The sequence below is a fragment of the Geobacter sp. genome (genome assembly GCA_009684525.1).
Lineage (GTDB): Bacteria > Desulfobacterota > Desulfuromonadia > Geobacterales > DSM-12255 > Geoanaerobacter.
In genome coordinates this window covers 1,304,951-1,320,547 of the sequence record WKKR01000001.1, presented here as the reverse complement: position 1 = coordinate 1,320,547, position 15,597 = coordinate 1,304,951, and the positions used below count along the sequence as shown (strand labels likewise).

The following is a 15,597-nucleotide window of genomic DNA, read 5'->3' as shown; positions in this document are numbered from 1 at the left end:
TCCCCGCGAGGGTTGTGGGTGATGGTCAGGCCCGCTTCCGCAGGGGAGCGGGTTGGCGCAGATAGACGCCGAACAGGGTGAATTCCAGAGCTCCCGTGTCCAGTAAGGTCTGGTACGTGCCGAACGGCAGTTCCCGGGTGACCTCCTTGCCTCCTTCACAGTGGATGACGGCAATGGATGATGGAACTGGAACGGGTTCCGGTCTGGTGACCGGCAACTGGATGACGTTGTTTCTGAGTAACGGTGCGGCCTTGATGTCCCCCCTGACGCGGGCGTTCTCGTGCTGGGTCATCTTCTTCAACAGTGCCGACGGGTCGGAGTAGTTGAAGTTCCCCTCCTTGAGCGCTTTTGTCATTAGGGATGAAAAGGACTGGCTACTGCTGCATTCCGCCGGGTCGATGTCTGGGGTTTCCCCCTCCGCCAGCTTGGCGACCATCCTCTTCTCCAGGGTGTAGGCAAGCTGCAGCGCCTGAACTTCCGAAGAGGTGAGATACCAATAGCGGACGGGACGGACTTCCCCGAACTGAGCCCGGTGGATGTCAGCGGTATTGACACGGCGGATTCTGCCGTCCCCCTGTTCGGCCAGCCTGGTATTGGATGTATAGTCGTACCAGACGAGGTTGTTGAACTGGGATAGGTTGAGACCCGTGGCGACGCGGTGGAACGAGACGACAACGACCTGGGCCGTTACCTGCTCGAACCATCCGACCAGTTTTTCAGGAGCAACCGAGTCAGGCAGGATCTCAATGCTGGCGCCCTGGACGTTATCCCGAAGGATTCGTTTCAGGACGGGGCGCATATCGATCTTCTGCGTGTTGCCGGTATAGACCAGCAGACGCTCTCCCCGGTCAATCACCCCCTGGGCGATAGTGATCAGTTTTTCTTCTTTTTCCAGCAGCAGCTCCCCGTCGGGAAGCGACAGCCGGTGCAGCGTGCCGAGCGGAGCATCCCGCAACTTCAGCTCGTCGTCGTAATGTCTGAACGTGTCACTGACACGGAGAAATGCGGCATTACGGACGGCTGCGGCTGCCAGGAGACCCTCCGGTGGCAGTTCTGCATTGTCGATGATGTTTTCGATGCTCCGGTGACAGGTTTCCACCAGAGCGTGTGACGGACACTTGATGACCTCCCGTTCTACTGGAGGCAGATCATCGAAGTCGTCACTGTCCACATTGACGAAGTTGGGGAGCGTGTAGATCAGGGCTGCCGGCGAGATTCCGGCGGTATCGTAGGTGGTGACACGCTCCGATTCCCGGTGTCGGTTCTTCTCGTCAGTTTTCCTGACCTCTTTGAATGCTCCGTACTTTGTCTGGAAATCAGTAGCAGACTTCATCTCCCAACCGGAGTTGCGCATCTGCTGCGGATTCAGCCCCCACAGGATGTTGTAGACTGATTTCGCCATACCGTTGGTAACGGTGGCGGTGAGGGCGAGAACCTTAGCGGCGGTGGCGGCGAGTCGGATGAATGCGGTCCCCTGATTGCTCATCAGGTTGGCCGCGTTGTGGGCCTCGTCGAAGATAGCGAGGTCGAACGGTATCCGCTTCAGGAGCCGGATGTACGGTAACTGCTTGTTGTGCGTCCGGGCTTCCGAGGCGGTGCCGTTTGCTTCGATCTCGCTGATCCAGCGTCGGTAACTCATGGCGGGTCGGTCGTTTTCAGGAATATAGGTGAAGAGCGGTTCGCCACAGAACCAGCATTTGGGTTTGTCACCCTTGCGGATCTTCTCGGTCAGAGGCGAACGGCAGGATGTGCAGACTTCCGCATACTCCACGGAGCTTTGCCCGTTCTTCTTGACGATGGATTTGCGGCTTTTGAGGCAGAGCCGGTATTTCGGGTGCATCCGGAGCCGCGTGTAGGCGATGAGGTAGAGTCCATACGGCCTGGTGGCGGCCAACTCCTTCATGGCGTCCCAGGAATCGATGACATGTACGGCAAACCCCTCGTTGGCGTACTCCCGTGCCAACTGGGGGATTAACTGCGGCTCCGATACCATGACCGTCCGTTTTGCCTTGGTCAGGTACTTCACCGCTTTCGCCATCCAGGTCTTCCCGGTGCCGGTGTTGGCACGAATGCCGATCCCCCGGCGACCGGTACGGTACGCCTTGATGACGGCTTTTACCGCTTCCCGTTGCGGGGGGAGCAGGCCGATCCCCTGCAGTTCGTCAGCCAGAAATGCTTCGTCCTGACCGATTTCATGGAGGGGCCGGTAGAGCCGCGAGAGCTTCTGCAGCAGTACCGAGGAAAGGTTGCTGTTCAGTTCGTAATAGTCGAACCCGTGTTCCCGGGCCGGTTGGACATTGCCGTGCCGGTCCATGAGAAACGCTTCGACCGTCGGTTTACAGACGGTCGTTTCGCTGTTGCTCTCCGGGTCCTTGAAGGTCTCGGTTCTGGTGATGACCATGAATTTGGCCAGGAAGAAGTCGCCGTTGATAGTAACGGATTCGATCTGGCTGTTCATGGCTGCCAGCTGCACGGCGTGGGCCGTACGCAGGGTCGAAACGGGCTGGATGCTGGTGTCGTAGGACGACGGATACTGCCGGTCCAGCACCATCCCTGCCGCCTTGTCGAGCCGCTCCTCGCACTCCCGATAGAACTCCGACAGGTCGCGGGCGGTCATGAGCGGGCGGTTGCTCCCGTTGCTCCCTCTGAGGGAGAGCGTCTGGCGTTCATTTGCAGTGAATTTCGTGCGCACCGCTCCGTCCTCCAGATTGGCCGGGGGCCAGCTCTGGAAGCGGGCGTATTGGCGGTAATACTCGCCGCTGTTGTCCTGGTCCTTGGCGAGAAACACCACCAGCTGCTTGAAACGGCCATGTTCTTCGCTCAGGAAGGCGTACCGGAAGGAAAACGTTCCGTGGACTATCTCCAGGAGTTTTCCCTTCAGCTCGTATTCCGGGATGATGAGAACCATCACCCCTTCATAGGCGAGCAGCGGAGCCGTCTTTTCGACCCAGGTTGCCAGTTCGTTGCCGGCGGCCCGATTGTAGGGGGGGTTCAGCAGGATCAAGTTAAACTTCCCGGCGATCTCCACGTCGAAGAACGACGCGTTGAGCTTCTGGGTTGTTCCGTGAATCCTGGCGAATCTGCCGGCATCCAGTTCAACGGCATACGAGAGGATTTCGTGAGGTGAGCCGTCGGCTGCGGCATTGCGCCGCTTGAGCCATTTGGTCACCGTGGTGAGGAAATCGCCTTCACCCGCACAGGGGTCAAGGACGGAAATGGTTTTAAGAGGGTTGCTCCGTCGGCTCTTCCAGCCGAACGACGGCTCCAGGGTCTTGAGGACGGTCTGGACGTCGGACGGGAAGGTCGGGTAGTACCCCTTGTTCAGTTCGTTTCCCCGGGTGCGGGAAAATGCGCTGTTGATGCTTGCGGTAAGTTCCATGCCTGTCTCCTTGATAAGGTGGGGCAGGCGGATTGAGATACACTCGTCCCGAGGGGAAGGTGGTCAATGCCGCCTACCCCGAAGCGGGATAGATTAAATGACTGCTGCCGGTGAAGTCTCCCTGGTCAAACGGTACGTGTCATAGTTGATCTGGTAACCGTTGGACTGGATGACCGCCAGCAGATGATTCCTGGCGGCCTTCATATCGGCGTCGTCCTCCTTGGTGATGCCGCCGATATTGGCCCGATCCAGCTCTCGGATGCCCCGGAGAGCGGCGATCAGGAACTTCTTATCGGTCCTGTTGGCGAGTGTGCTCATGGTTGCTCCTTCTCGATGGTGAAATGTGCTGTTGTCTGCGGCATTTTGAGTCCGCCGTACCTGAGCCGGTTGATGATCTCGGATTTCAGGTCGTGAGCCCGGAATTTCCAGCACCGCTTGTTGCCGGTGACCGGTTCGATCTCCCGGGAGACCTCGTTGAACAGCGTCTCGTACCAATCGCGATGAACGAACTCGCGCTGGTCGAGAATCCTGGCAAAGACCTGGTAGCACACAGCCTTTGAGGCACCAATGAGATAGGGTGAGTCGGCGGACGGGGTAATGTAGATGCCCGACTTTCTCCCATCTTAGGGATGACCCGCAGGGGGTGGTTGCTCCAGATGTTGATAGATCTGTCTTCTTTGCCGTGGCACTCAAGAACCCCCTTCATGGCCAGGATCTGGGCGAAGGCCCGGATTTCCTGGGTGGGGCCGTAGGCGGTGAGATAGAAGATGGTGCGGGCACCGGGTTGGGTATCGTCCAGGAACAGATCCCGGCAGATGACCGTTGCAGACGCCTTGTCATTTGAAATGGTGATTTTCATGACACACCCCCGAGCGGCCGGCTTGCCTTGACCGTGCGAGGGACCATGATGGTTTCCTCGGTAGCCTCGTTGTGCAGAGTGAAATTGATGAACGTCCTGATTGCGGCATCGACAGTTCTGTCGAAGTCCCAGACGATATCAACCAGCTCCTTGAGGCTTGAGGTATCCCAGTCATCGTAGTCGCCGGATGGCTCACCAACCGACTCACCGGAGGTGAATGCCGTCATGACGGGGTGGGTGTAGTTGCGGCGCGGGAGTTTGCAGACGCCGCACAGGTCTTTACCCTCCTCGGCTATCCGGTAGTTTCTCTGGCCGCAGGCGGGACAGTACGACTTGTAGCCGGTGTCCTTCCTGCCGCCGCGGTACAGCACGAGATAGCCCCCGCTGCGACCGTTACGGTGAATCTGGTAGCAGTAGTCGTTGCGGGCGTTGAATTCAGCGATTGTGTCGTCGAATTCCACGAACGCATCTTCTACGTCCAGCAGATCCCAGGCGCGGTTGCGGGTAGCGTTGTCAGGGAATTGGATGCGGTGGAGTTTGATGTTGCGGGAGAATGACGTACCCCTGTTCCAACTCGACATGGTGTCGTAGCGCTGGTGGGTTGCGAGAAACGCAATCATCTCCTTACGTGATCTTGGTTTTGCCATAAATGTCCTCCTTGTCTTGTGGAGAAGGCGGATATCCCCCGACGGGGAATATCCGCATCCCCGGCGGGTTGGCAGTTGTAAGTTTTAGGCGACCAGTTTTTCCCGCAGCAGTTCCAGCAGTGCTGGAGTGAACTGGTCAAGGTTCTTGATGATCCGATGGTTGTCAGGCAGATACTGCTTGATGCTGTTGTCCTGAATACCTATCCCGATCACCTCGATTCCCGATTCCCTCATCCGCTTGATAGCGGCTTGAGTGACAGGACCATCGCCGGTGTCGCCATCGGAGAAGGCGATACAGATCTTGCGTGTTTCCCGGCGCAGACAGAGCTCGCCCCACGCCCACCAAAGGGCATGGCCGAGTCTGGTGCCGCCGGAACCGGTAATGTTGAATCTACTGTGATCAGGCTTTTCTCCGAATCCAACCATGGGGAATACCTGGTTTTCGTGCCCCTTGAAGGTGGCAATCGCCGTGCGGACACCGGGAATGGAAAAGAGCGCCTCCGCCGCCACGAAACAGGCGCGGGATGCGATGCCCATCTTGTTGAGGACGGTGGTGTTACCCATGCTTCCGGAACTGTCCAAAAGCATGCAGACAGCCGTGTTGACTGCCCGTTTTTCCTCTTTCCTGGTAAAGACCCGAGTGTCGCAGATACGAAGACGGGTCAGTACGCGGGAATCCAGTCGATGCCCGACGCTGACCGGGGTGGATCGTTTCTGTTTCGATGCCTGGACGAGCCCTTGAAGCCTGGCCCGCAGAGCTGCTGTGTGGACACGAAGCGCGGAAAGATCATCGTATCCGCCTGTTTGGTTCAGTGGGTGGGCTGTTGGCAGCCGTGGTGCTGCTGCGGCTGTTCCGTTGAATGAACTTTCGGTGGCATTCTGGCAGAGCAGTTCGGATAATTTCTCACCCACGTTCCCGTAGGAGCCGACACTCTTGCCTGACAAAGCTTCCGCTAATGCCTGGCGGACAGTTTCCTGGGATAGTGAATCAGATGCCCCGGATTGCCCCCGAGACGAGTGCCCGGATGATCTATCCTGTCCGGACCCGGCAGATTGCGAGGAGAATTGCTGTTTATCCCCGTTCTGCGCCTGTTGACCACTGTTACTGCCAGTTCCATTCTGTTGCCGGGAATGATCGCTGCCTGTCCCGTCGTTTTGCTCTCCGTGACTGCCGGATTGACTCTGGGAAGGCCCGGATTGTCCGTTTTTCGGTTGTTGATGCGCGGAGTCGCGGATGAGCTTCATCAGTTCATCCCGGAGCACCGCTGCTTCACGGGTCGACGTAAGTGCCCCGGCCCGATCCAGTAACAACAAAGCCTGGTCGAAGTTTCTCCCCAGAGCCTGCCGGACCAAAGGTTCGGCGCTGTCCCTGGTTTGCCGCAACGAATCATGACCAAGTACTGCCATGTAGATCACGCCCATGATCCAGGCGAGGATGCTTTGGGATGGATGGGACGGGTCTGGTCTGAACACACCTTCCTGTTCAACCAGAAGACGGGTCAGTTCGCGGAGATTGGCGATACAGCCGGGATATTCCAGGCCGATGGCCAGTTCAATTCTCACATCCTCCAAGATGTTGAGCAGATCCCCCGCGAAATCGTTGGTGAGACGAACGGAAAAATCGGTGTACCGGACATGCGCCGCCTCATGATCGATATAGCCATGGGCAAGCGCTTCGGCATGAGGGCCTGACACAACCGGGATAGTGATTTCCTTCCCGCTTGTGCAGGCAACCTGTCCGGCAATGGTTACGGTGACATCGTATTTCCGGCCAAGGACCTTGGCGATCAGTGCAAGAGGTCGTGTTTTCATGGCGACTCCTTACCAGAACCAGACAGCCGGCGCTTCAATCTGCTGTACCGGCTGTGGCATGATGGTTACGGTCTTTGGTGGAAGAGGTGCAGAAGGTTCCGGTTCGACTTCAGGTTCGGGGAGCGGTTGCAGCATTTCTTCCCGTTCCTCGGTCGTGATGAAACCGGCAATGTCGGACAGCTCGCACAATACTCCGACTAGCCCCATCAGGGTTGCCCCGGTGACCGGCCCGGATCTGGGTACGGTGGCGAGCGCCGCATGTACGTTGGCAACGAGGCCGCTGATTTTGTCAGGGCCAACGAAGCTCAGACTTGATAGTTTGTCGAGGATCGCCTTGAGGGGGCGCAATGCCTTCCGGGTAACGGAAGTGCGACCCCGGTACGATTCCTCCCAGGTTGATTTTGCCAGGGCGCCGATCTCATGGATCAGCTGATCCGCGAGACTGTCAACCTGACGTTCCAGCGGTTGTACCGCTGAAGCAGTCTCTCCGGGGGCTTCCACCTTGAAGGCAGTGAAACCGCAGGAGAGCCGTTCTGCAACACGATTGGCCGGTTCCACGGCACGGGCGACGATCTCAGACCACTCACCGGCTTCGGCGAGCCAGTCCTTGAGATTGTCGTCGTATGCCGACAGAAAGTCAGTCTTTGCCGTGGCAAAGCTCTGTTCGACCTGTTCCATCTTCTCCATAAGGGGAGCCAGCTTTTCCTCGGGAATGGCATAGCCACCAAGGAATCTGACTCCCACCTCTTCGCAGGCGCGTTCAGCCTGACGCTTCAGGGTGGCGAACACCTTGAGGGCATCAGGATCAAAAATACGCTTGGACCCGAGAGAGGCGAGCTTGTCGGGTGGCAGATTCGCACCCTTCAAATCTTCCGGCCGGAGTTTCTTCTTGCCGGACCAGACGGAGAAACTGAGGTGAACCAGGACCAGACCCTGGAGTACTTTGCTGATGGTAGAGTTGTTCATGATGTCTCCTTTCGTGGGACTGTAGTTAGTTACCAAAACCAGGACTTTGGTCCGTTACCGCCAATTGCCGGCGCGGGAACCTCTGGTTCAGGTGGTGCGGGTGGCTGTTGGATATTCTGAGTGGCTGTGGATGCGGCAAGCAGGTCATTCCAGACGCCGGGGGTAATGCCGTCGGCATACTGATAGCCGTCGCCTCTGACCTGTTCCGCTTCCTTTCGGTTCATGAGTCTGCTGGCGGTCTGATAATCACGGAGATTTTCCCCACCTTTCAGGATGCCGAGGCGCAATGTCGAGCCGCGACGGCCATAGCGGTACAGAACGTCATAACCGCCGTCGTCCCGCTCGAAAACCGCCAGGTGATAAACCTTGTCGTGATTCCTGACCAGATCCTGCAGATGCAGATCCAGTGATGATTTGATGCTCCTGTATCGGTTCATGGCGACCTCCGGTCCCCGAAGTGCCGCTGCAATACTGCGTGCAGGGCGGTTCGGGTATCGGGTTCAGCCCTAAAGCCGAGTGCCCGGTCGAAGGCCTTGGTAAGCGTTTCGCCGTTGGACATCCCCTGACTGGCCGCGGCCCGTCCCTGGAAGGCGGTGATGCGTGCCCACCGGATCAGGGTGCGGGTCGAGAGGGTGACTTCCGTCTCCCCTTTGACAAACAGGGCTCTGATCTCGTTAGCGATGGCCACCATGCGGTCTCTGATGTCGCTGCCGACGGATGGCGCCACTTCGGTCAGAATTTTCTTTTCGATGTCCTGGTCGGGATAACCGACCTCGATCATGTAGAAGCGGTCGAGGAAAGCCAGGTTCTGCCGCAGAATCCCCTGGTAGAGGCCTGTGGCGTCTCCGGCTCCATTGGAGTTGGCGGTGGCGATGAAACGGAAGTCCGGATGAGCCGTTACCACTTCTCCCGTTTCCGGAATGGTGATGGGGCGGCCTTCGGCAATACCGTTCAGTCCCGCAGCAGTTGAAGGGTCGAGCAGATCGATTTCGTCGATCAGGAACCAGCCACCTTCCTTCATGGCAATGATGAGCGGCCCATGTACAAAATCCATCCCGCCGCCGGCATTGATCCGGTAGCCGCCGATCAATTCCGGTGTTTCCAGCCGGGAGTGGGCGACAACATTCCAGAGGGGGATATTGAGACGGGCGGCAACCTCGATGATGACAGAAGATTTGCCGCAGCCGGTCGGGCCGGTAAGGTAGAGTGAGCGTTCGCCGAGGAGATACCAAGTGAACAGATCCGACAGGGTTGATTGCCGGAATATGTACTGGATGTCCTGTTGGGGAACCGCTGGATGTCCCGGTGTTCTCCCCTTGATGGTTACTGATTTTGGCGCGTCGATATTGAACGTGCTTCTGATTTCGTAGTTCATGCCTGCCTCCTGTACAGTGTGTGGTAACCGGACAGGGAGACAGACTCCCCCGCAGGGATGTCGTGCTCTCCCTGCCAGGTCTCGATGGGTGATGAGTGTCAGTTGAATTCGTGGGTGCTTACGGCGTTTGCCTCTGCAAGAGCCGCTTCCTCAATCAGGTCGTTCAGGTCTCGTCCGGTTTCAAGATGTGCGAGTACCAGACGGATTGATTCGGCAACGCAGTTGAGACAGGTATTGCTCCCCAGATGACAGCCGATACCGCTCAATGCTTTGACGGCATCGGTTGCTTCCAGTCCCGAACGGAGACCGTACGAGACCAGCCTGGCAATGCCGTCGGCCATGGCGGAACCGCATCCTCCGGCTTTGCCGAAGCGCACGAATATTTCCATGGGAACAGCGGTGCCCGGGGAAAGTGTTACCGTGGTGTAGATCTTGCCGCATGACGACCGGCGTTCGATGGTGAAACCGGTAACAGCCTTGGGCCGTGGAATTTTTGGGCTCATAATGGCCTCCTTGTCCTGGCAGTGTGCTGCCGTGTGATTGCTAAGTTGCGGGAGGGACTTTCCAGGCAGTGATGATCCTGGGTAAACCGTTGACCAGACGGACAACGACAAGTACCCCCTTGTACCTGAATTTGAGCGGCTTCTCGTTGAGGAGCGGCAGAAGGTGACGGACACCCTCGACAGCCTCCAACGGAATGTCGCGCTCCAGGAAGCGGTTTGCCCCGTGCAGTGACAGGTTGACCTCATCCATGGCGACATCAGGAAGATGATTTTCATCTCCCGAACACATAATGTTGACTGGTCCATTCATCCTCGCACCTCCTCCCAGCCCTTCGGATAAACCTGGGGCTCCGGTGGAGCTGCAGCGGCAAACATGAATACGAAGAGCATTGCTGCAATGAGGATCAGTGACGCTATGGTCTGAAGAGCCTCTTTCAGATCTTCGTATCTGTTCTCCCGGGTGAAGGACTTGAGGTCAGGCGGTAACGTACCGGTACGATAGATTTTCATCGGTAATCTCCTTTCACTGGGGGCAGACACGCCTCCATGAATGGAGAGTTCCCATGGGGAGCGTGATGCCCCCTGGTGGGGTTGGTTCAGGCCGCCTGTGCTACTGGCGGAATGAAGGGTTTGATCTCAAGTTTTACGAAACCGGCTTTCGGCTTCTTGACCTGGTCATAGATGTCAGGATAGTTTCTCTTGAGCTTGCAGCTGTCGATCATTACCGACTCCGCCACTGAGGTGACGTTGATCAGTATCCCGTCCGAAGCCCCTTTGAACGTGCCATCCGCAAAGGTGAGGATGTCGTTTTTCAGGACGTCCAGCCGGGTTTCGAGAGCCTTCTTCTGCTCATTCAGCTCCAGATACTTCCTGCCGGCATCAAGTATTTCCCGGGGGAGATCCAGGGCGACAGCATGGGTAGGACAGCCGGTGCGAAACGGACAGTAACCGCAGAGAATTCCTGGTTCGGTTCGAGGGGCACACTCTCCTCGCGCTGCCGCAAGGATATGTTTTCCCTTTTCCACAAGTTGATCGAATACCAGTCTGTTGGGGGTATAGCTGTTGAATTCATGGTACGTTCCCGCATTGAGATCGACCACCAGGATCGAACCGCCAATTTCCACTGCCGGATCGAGGGTGCGTTGCAGCAGGCCCATCTGGACATGCAGCTGATCCACCCATGATGAGTAGGGTTCATCGGGGATGCCGTCGGTCGATTTCATCTCCACGATGTGCATCCGTTTGGTCTGTCGGTTCGCATAGAACAGAAAGTCAATGTGACACCTGATCTCTGGAAACTGCGGATGCTTCACTTCGACTTCTTCTTCGAAGAGGGCGCCACCGGTCCTGAAGAAATCTGCATACATGGCTTGCGCGGCGTGGCCACGGGAAAAACGCAGAAGTGTTGTAATATCGTGAGGGGACGGGTTTTGTTTACCGAGTGCCGCTTTACGTGGACAGCCGGCAATATCTGATGCTCCGACGTATAATGTACGGTCACCGAGATGTGATGATTGTTTCTGTTGATGGGCTGGAATAGCCTTTCCCAGAAAAGCAGCGAGTTTGCTCATGGCTGTCTCCTTTCAGATCAGAAACGGTATAGCGCCGACTGCGGTAAGCAGCGAGCCGAAGATAACGCCGGTAATGATCCGGGTGACGTCAATGCTGACCTGGAATTCCTTCTTGGTGGGAGCATAGACCGGCACCTGACAGCCTTTGATGGTTACGTGCTTGATGATGTGGGTAGTCATGATCTTGTCTCCTTGTCTGTGGGTTTACCCGGCAGAGGAGACAAGACACCCCCGGTAGGGAGAAAGTCGTTGTCTCCCTGCAGAGGTAGGTTGTGAGTGAAGTTCAATCCGGAACGTCAGGCACTACCGGTACTGCCAGCATTTGCCTTTGCCATCCCATTTGAAGCCGTGGTCTTTCAGCCATTGGCGGGCTGAGGTGTCGTTGAAGTCGGGAAAGGCGGAGATCTCCGATTCATCTGCGGAGAGTTCCATCCTGATTCCCTTAGCCGTCAGATACCCGATGATCTCCGAAGTCGAAACAGGTTCGGCTTCGTGGGATGTTGGGTGGCTGTCCGGCTTATTGGCAGTCTGTGAAGTCCCGGAGGTAGTGCTGGCAGTGCCGGCACTGTTTCCACCGTTGTTTTCAGTCTGACCGTAAAGGTCAGGATCTTCCTCGATGTCCTGGGTAAAAATGTCCGAGGCAGCGGTCGAGGTAAGTACTGCATCCACCAAGCCGCGTTTCTTGGCCATTTTCAGGCATGTGTTGTAAAAGTCGGCAGGATTGTCGTGTTCGACCTTTTCTCCCTGCCTGGCAATCTTCCAGTTGCCGCTTTCATCCTTTTTTGCGCTGAAGCCGCGTCCACCGATGATCTCCTGCGCCTTTGCCGGGTTCTCCTTGCGAAGATCCCAGTATCCCTTCGGTACCGGTTTATTCGTCAGTTCAACTGGACCGACACGGAAACGATACTTACTTTCCATGGTCGAACACGAACCGACACCCGTACCAAGACGCTGGCCTGCTGGTGAGTAAAGCGTCACCTTGATGCGATACTCACGATGGCCGAGATGCAAGTCGATGGTTTCCACATCCACGTCGTTTGCCAGTCTGAAGGTAAGCATGAGCTTTTCGGCGCCCGGTTTGAGAAGAACTGCTTTGTCTCCGCAGCCGGGAATGGTGCCGTAGTGCTCGCCTGATTTCATGACGTCACGCATGACGTACTGGATCAGGTTTACCTGGGCCTTCAGTTCACTGATGTTAACGGCGTGGTGAGTGAGGGATGATGCGGTGGGACTGATGGGAATAATTTGAGCTGATGCGTTCATCTGTCTGTCTCCTTTTCTGGGGGTTGTGTCCGACAGAGAAGACAGACCAATCCCTTTGGGGATTTGGTAATGTCTCCCCGTAGGACTGTTGAGTTGTGGTTGCTGGCTGTTACCTAGAACGGATCGGTGTCATCGTGCGGAATGTCCTCATGTGCCTGGTTGTTTGATGGCTGGTCGTCACTCCCGTCGGGAATGCTGCCATTTTTACTACCAAGCATAAGAAGCTTGTCGCCGATGATCTCGGTTGTGTAGCGATCTTTACCGTCCCGATCTTGCCATTTGCGGGTCTTGAGTTTACCGTCGAGGTAGACACTTTTTCCTTTCGACAAATACTCGCCAGCTACTTCTGCGAGACGTGCGTAGAGGACGATGTTGTGCCACTCGGTCCGGATCTCCCATTCGCCACTTTTGTTCTTTACCTTCTCACTGGTCGCGAGTGAAAAACTTGCGACAGCGGTGCCTCCTGGTGTGTACCTGATTTCAGGATCACGACCTAGGTTGCCGATGAGTTCTACACGGTTCAAACTTGCCATACTGCCTCCTTGTTGGTTTTCCCGAAGCAAAGAGGCAGATGTCTGTCCCGTAGGGAGAGAACAAAGTGTCTCCCGGTCGGGATGTGGTGAAAGTATCCGCCGCTTATAAGGCTTGTCGCGGAATTTGAGTAACAAAAAACCCACTCCGGCAAGTGCCAGAACGGGTCGTATCTTCATCAATAGTTGTTTTGATAGGCAGTGTCCGAAAATGGACGTACCTGTAAAATGTATTTAAGTCGCTTTACCCAAACGACTATTCGGAAGGCATAAATGCCTGTTCCGAACATCATCCGAAAAGGGGCAACTGCGGCCTGATCTTTTCGGTGGTCACATCCCTGCCGGGGCGATTCTTCCTCGGGCTATCCGAAGAAGTTTGTCCGGAAGCATGAAAGCTCGCGGAGTCTCTTTTGGTGAAAGAGTCTATAATATTTAGATAGTTAACAATGAAAAAGCAAGTTGTCAATAGAAATATTATGTGGTAACTGTCTGGAAACATGTAGAAAGACATTGAAACAATACGAGCTTGATTCGTTTATTGAGCGAGCCTGCGATTAAGTCGCCCGTTAGAATCTCTTGACATCCTCTGAACAAGTGCTTATCATCATACTGTAAGTTAAAGGGGAGTAGTTATCGGCCACAGACAAGGCCGACCCGGATTCCGTCAATACGGTCGAAAGACCCGGGACCGGGGCAGAAATCTGCCAACAAGACCTTTATCCAGGCAATAATGCCGGGGGTAAAGGTCTTTTTTATTACCCCCGGCGAAAAATACATCGCCGGGGGTAGTCACATGATGAACCGTTTTAAAACAACATTTCTCCTCTCCCTGCTCTCCATACTGCTAGTCTTCATGGGGGGCGTCATCGGTGGTCAGGGTGGCATGCTGGTTGCCTTCTGCATGGCGGCCGTCATGAACTTCGCTTCCTACTGGTTTTCCGACAGGATCGTCCTCAGGATGTACAACGCCCAGGAGATCTCCCAGGCGGCTCACCCCCTGTTCTACGGGATGGTCGAACGCCTGGCACGGCAGGCAGGGCTCCCCATGCCCAGGGTGTACATCATACCTGACGAATCCCCCAACGCCTTCGCTACAGGCCGCAATCCGAAACATGCCGCTGTCGCCGCCACCGAAGGCATCCTGCGTATCCTCTCCCCGGATGAACTGGAAGGCGTCATGTCCCATGAGCTGGCCCATGTCAAAAACCGCGACATACTGATCTCTACCATTGCCGCAACGTTTGCCGGCGCAATTTCGATGTTCGGCAACATGCTGCAGTGGGGCGCCATGTTCGGCGCCGGCCGGGTTGACGATGATGAGGGCGGCGGAGTAAGCGGCCTGATCGGTTCGCTGGCCATGGCGATCATCGCACCGCTGGCGGCGATGCTTATCCAGATGGCTGTTTCCCGCTCCCGCGAATATCTGGCGGATGCCTCTGGTGCTGAAATCTGCGGTAGACCGCTCGCCCTGGCTGAAGCTCTGCGCTAGCTGCACAACGCCTCGCAGGTCATGCCGATGCAGGATGCGAGACCTGCCACAGCCCATATGTTTATCGTCAACCCACTGACAGGCGGCGGCATGCTGTCGCTCTTTTCCACCCACCCGCCAATGGAGGAGCGTATCGCACGACTCGAAGCACTGGTCACCCAGACTTCTGACCACCACTAACAGCAGGGCTTACTGCCCGGCACACCACACAGGAGGAAACCATGTCTTACACAAGAAAACTTATCACCAGGGAACCGAAATCGTCCAAAAAGAATAAAAAAGAAACAGAGCAGTTGCAGAATGTCATTTCACTGCGCATCAGCGATGACGAAAAAAAGACGTTGGAAAAGATGATCAAGACAACATCCAAAAGCATCTCCGAAATCATGAGAGAGGCCATTGATCTGTGGAGATCCAAACAACGCAAACTGTGCATGTAAGAAAGGCGACTCAGTCGGAGACTCTATTACAGCAAAAAAAACTGATGCTTATCGACGAAAGTCTGACACCGGATACAAGCAGGTTCTGGTCAATGGACAGATATCGGCATGGAGAGCCGATGCCGAGTATGGGCAAGCAGATACTTGCTGATTTTCTTGGGAGTTTGGGAATGTCTGAAATGATTTCTTTGCCCGATGAGATGCTTGCAATGCTCGGAGAGAAGGGTCCCGAGGTATATAAACTGATAACAGGGAAAAGTTTCTATTCAATGAAGGAATGTCTTGAAAATTACAGGGAGGCAACATGTTGAAAGACGTCTTTTTGCCTGAAGGTATGTCACGGGTTATTCAACTTGCCATAGCTCCGGTATTTCTGTTGACCGCAATCGGAACGTTGCTTGGGGTAATGATTACCAGGCTGCATCGGATAATTGACCTGGCACGGGAGTGGGAAACAAAGCTGGTAAGCGAGTTCCAAACTTATGAAGTTGATTATCACAAGTCGCACCTCGCAATTCTGTCACGTAGAGCAAAACTAATAGGAAGAGCCATTACTTTCTGCACCGCAGCCGCACTTATAATTTGCACGCTTATCGCCGTTCTTTTTATAGATCAATTTGTGCATCTTGATATCACTGTGCTAGTCGCAGTGCTTTTTATCCTGGTCATGGTGTCACTGGTTATCGGGTTGCTCAGCTTCCTACGGGAGATCTATGTTGCGACCTCCAATCTTCGTATTGGTCCACACTGAGATGTCACTTGT

The 15,597-nt window shown here is 55.6% G+C and carries 17 protein-coding genes and 2 pseudogenes; 4 read left to right on the top strand and 15 right to left on the bottom strand.

Going from position 1 to position 15,597, the window contains the following annotated elements; all coding sequences use genetic code 11:
* Nucleotides 1-25 precede the first annotated feature (25 nt).
* From GJT30_05845 to ssb, 15 genes and pseudogenes are all read right to left on the bottom strand, one after another.
* A complete protein-coding gene (locus GJT30_05845) occupies nt 26-3,379 on the bottom strand; it encodes a type III restriction endonuclease subunit R (GenBank protein MSM39125.1) in 3,354 nt (1,117 codons plus the stop codon).
* Nucleotides 3,380-3,472: 93 nt separating this feature from the next.
* Nucleotides 3,473-3,697, bottom strand: a complete 225-nt coding sequence (locus tag GJT30_05840; GenBank protein MSM39124.1) for a hypothetical protein — start codon at nt 3,695-3,697, stop codon at nt 3,473-3,475.
* Nucleotides 3,694-4,238: pseudogene (locus GJT30_05835) on the bottom strand (hypothetical protein). The gene GJT30_05840 and the pseudogene GJT30_05835 overlap by 4 nt, the downstream one beginning before the upstream one ends.
* Nucleotides 4,235-4,885, bottom strand: a complete 651-nt coding sequence (locus GJT30_05830) for a hypothetical protein (protein ID MSM39123.1) — start codon at nt 4,883-4,885, stop codon at nt 4,235-4,237. Before GJT30_05830 ends, GJT30_05835 begins: the two are co-directional and overlap by 4 nt.
* 84 nt (nt 4,886-4,969) lie before the next feature.
* Complete coding sequence (locus tag GJT30_05825) at nt 4,970-6,697, bottom strand: VWA domain-containing protein (protein ID MSM39122.1); 1,728 nt, start codon at nt 6,695-6,697, stop codon at nt 4,970-4,972.
* Nucleotides 6,698-6,706: 9 nt separating this feature from the next.
* Complete coding sequence (locus tag GJT30_05820) at nt 6,707-7,663, bottom strand: DUF3150 domain-containing protein (protein ID MSM39121.1); 957 nt, start codon at nt 7,661-7,663, stop codon at nt 6,707-6,709.
* A 29-nt stretch (nt 7,664-7,692) separates the two neighbouring features.
* On the bottom strand, nt 7,693-8,100 hold the full coding sequence (locus GJT30_05815) for a hypothetical protein (GenBank protein MSM39120.1): 408 nt from the start codon (nt 8,098-8,100) through the stop codon (nt 7,693-7,695).
* Complete coding sequence (locus tag GJT30_05810) at nt 8,097-9,038, bottom strand: AAA domain-containing protein (GenBank protein MSM39119.1); 942 nt, start codon at nt 9,036-9,038, stop codon at nt 8,097-8,099. The genes GJT30_05815 and GJT30_05810 overlap by 4 nt, the downstream gene beginning before the upstream one ends.
* A 98-nt stretch (nt 9,039-9,136) precedes the next feature.
* The gene (locus GJT30_05805) at nt 9,137-9,541 is read right to left on the bottom strand and encodes a TSCPD domain-containing protein (protein MSM39118.1); all 405 of its coding nucleotides are present in this window, start codon (nt 9,539-9,541) and stop codon (nt 9,137-9,139) included.
* Between the two features lie 40 nt (nt 9,542-9,581).
* Nucleotides 9,582-9,851: a hypothetical protein gene (locus GJT30_05800; protein MSM39117.1), complete on the bottom strand. Its 270-nt coding sequence runs from the start codon at nt 9,849-9,851 to the stop codon at nt 9,582-9,584.
* Nucleotides 9,848-10,051: a hypothetical protein gene (locus tag GJT30_05795; GenBank protein MSM39116.1), complete on the bottom strand. Its 204-nt coding sequence runs from the start codon at nt 10,049-10,051 to the stop codon at nt 9,848-9,850. The genes GJT30_05800 and GJT30_05795 overlap by 4 nt, the downstream gene beginning before the upstream one ends.
* Nucleotides 10,052-10,137: 86 nt before the next feature.
* Complete coding sequence (locus tag GJT30_05790; GenBank protein ID MSM39115.1) at nt 10,138-11,112, bottom strand: hypothetical protein; 975 nt, start codon at nt 11,110-11,112, stop codon at nt 10,138-10,140.
* Between the two features lie 12 nt (nt 11,113-11,124).
* Entirely contained in the window at nt 11,125-11,292 is a 168-nt protein-coding gene (locus GJT30_05785; protein ID MSM39114.1) for a hypothetical protein, read from the bottom strand.
* A 123-nt stretch (nt 11,293-11,415) separates the two neighbouring features.
* Nucleotides 11,416-12,375 carry a hypothetical protein gene (locus GJT30_05780; GenBank protein ID MSM39113.1) on the bottom strand — a complete coding sequence of 320 codons (960 nt, stop codon included), beginning with the start codon at nt 12,373-12,375 and terminating at the stop codon, nt 11,416-11,418.
* Nucleotides 12,376-12,488: 113 nt separating this feature from the next.
* Nucleotides 12,489-12,908: a single-stranded DNA-binding protein gene (gene ssb / locus GJT30_05775; GenBank protein ID MSM39112.1), complete on the bottom strand. Its 420-nt coding sequence runs from the start codon at nt 12,906-12,908 to the stop codon at nt 12,489-12,491.
* 790 nt (nt 12,909-13,698) lie between these two features.
* Between ssb and htpX the strand changes: the two are divergent.
* The 4 genes and pseudogenes from htpX to GJT30_05755 all read left to right on the top strand — a co-directional run bounded on the left by htpX (nt 13,699) and on the right by GJT30_05755 (nt 15,585).
* A pseudogene (gene htpX, locus GJT30_05770) lies at nt 13,699-14,574 on the top strand (zinc metalloprotease HtpX).
* A 41-nt stretch (nt 14,575-14,615) separates the two neighbouring features.
* The gene (locus GJT30_05765) at nt 14,616-14,834 is read left to right on the top strand and encodes a ribbon-helix-helix protein, CopG family (GenBank protein MSM39111.1); all 219 of its coding nucleotides are present in this window, start codon (nt 14,616-14,618) and stop codon (nt 14,832-14,834) included.
* A gap of 44 nt (nt 14,835-14,878) precedes the next feature.
* Nucleotides 14,879-15,145 carry a hypothetical protein gene (locus GJT30_05760; GenBank protein ID MSM39110.1) on the top strand — a complete coding sequence of 89 codons (267 nt, stop codon included), beginning with the start codon at nt 14,879-14,881 and terminating at the stop codon, nt 15,143-15,145.
* On the top strand, nt 15,139-15,585 hold the full coding sequence (locus GJT30_05755; protein MSM39109.1) for a DUF2721 domain-containing protein: 447 nt from the start codon (nt 15,139-15,141) through the stop codon (nt 15,583-15,585). The genes GJT30_05760 and GJT30_05755 overlap by 7 nt, the downstream gene beginning before the upstream one ends.
* Nucleotides 15,586-15,597: the final 12 nt, after the last annotated feature.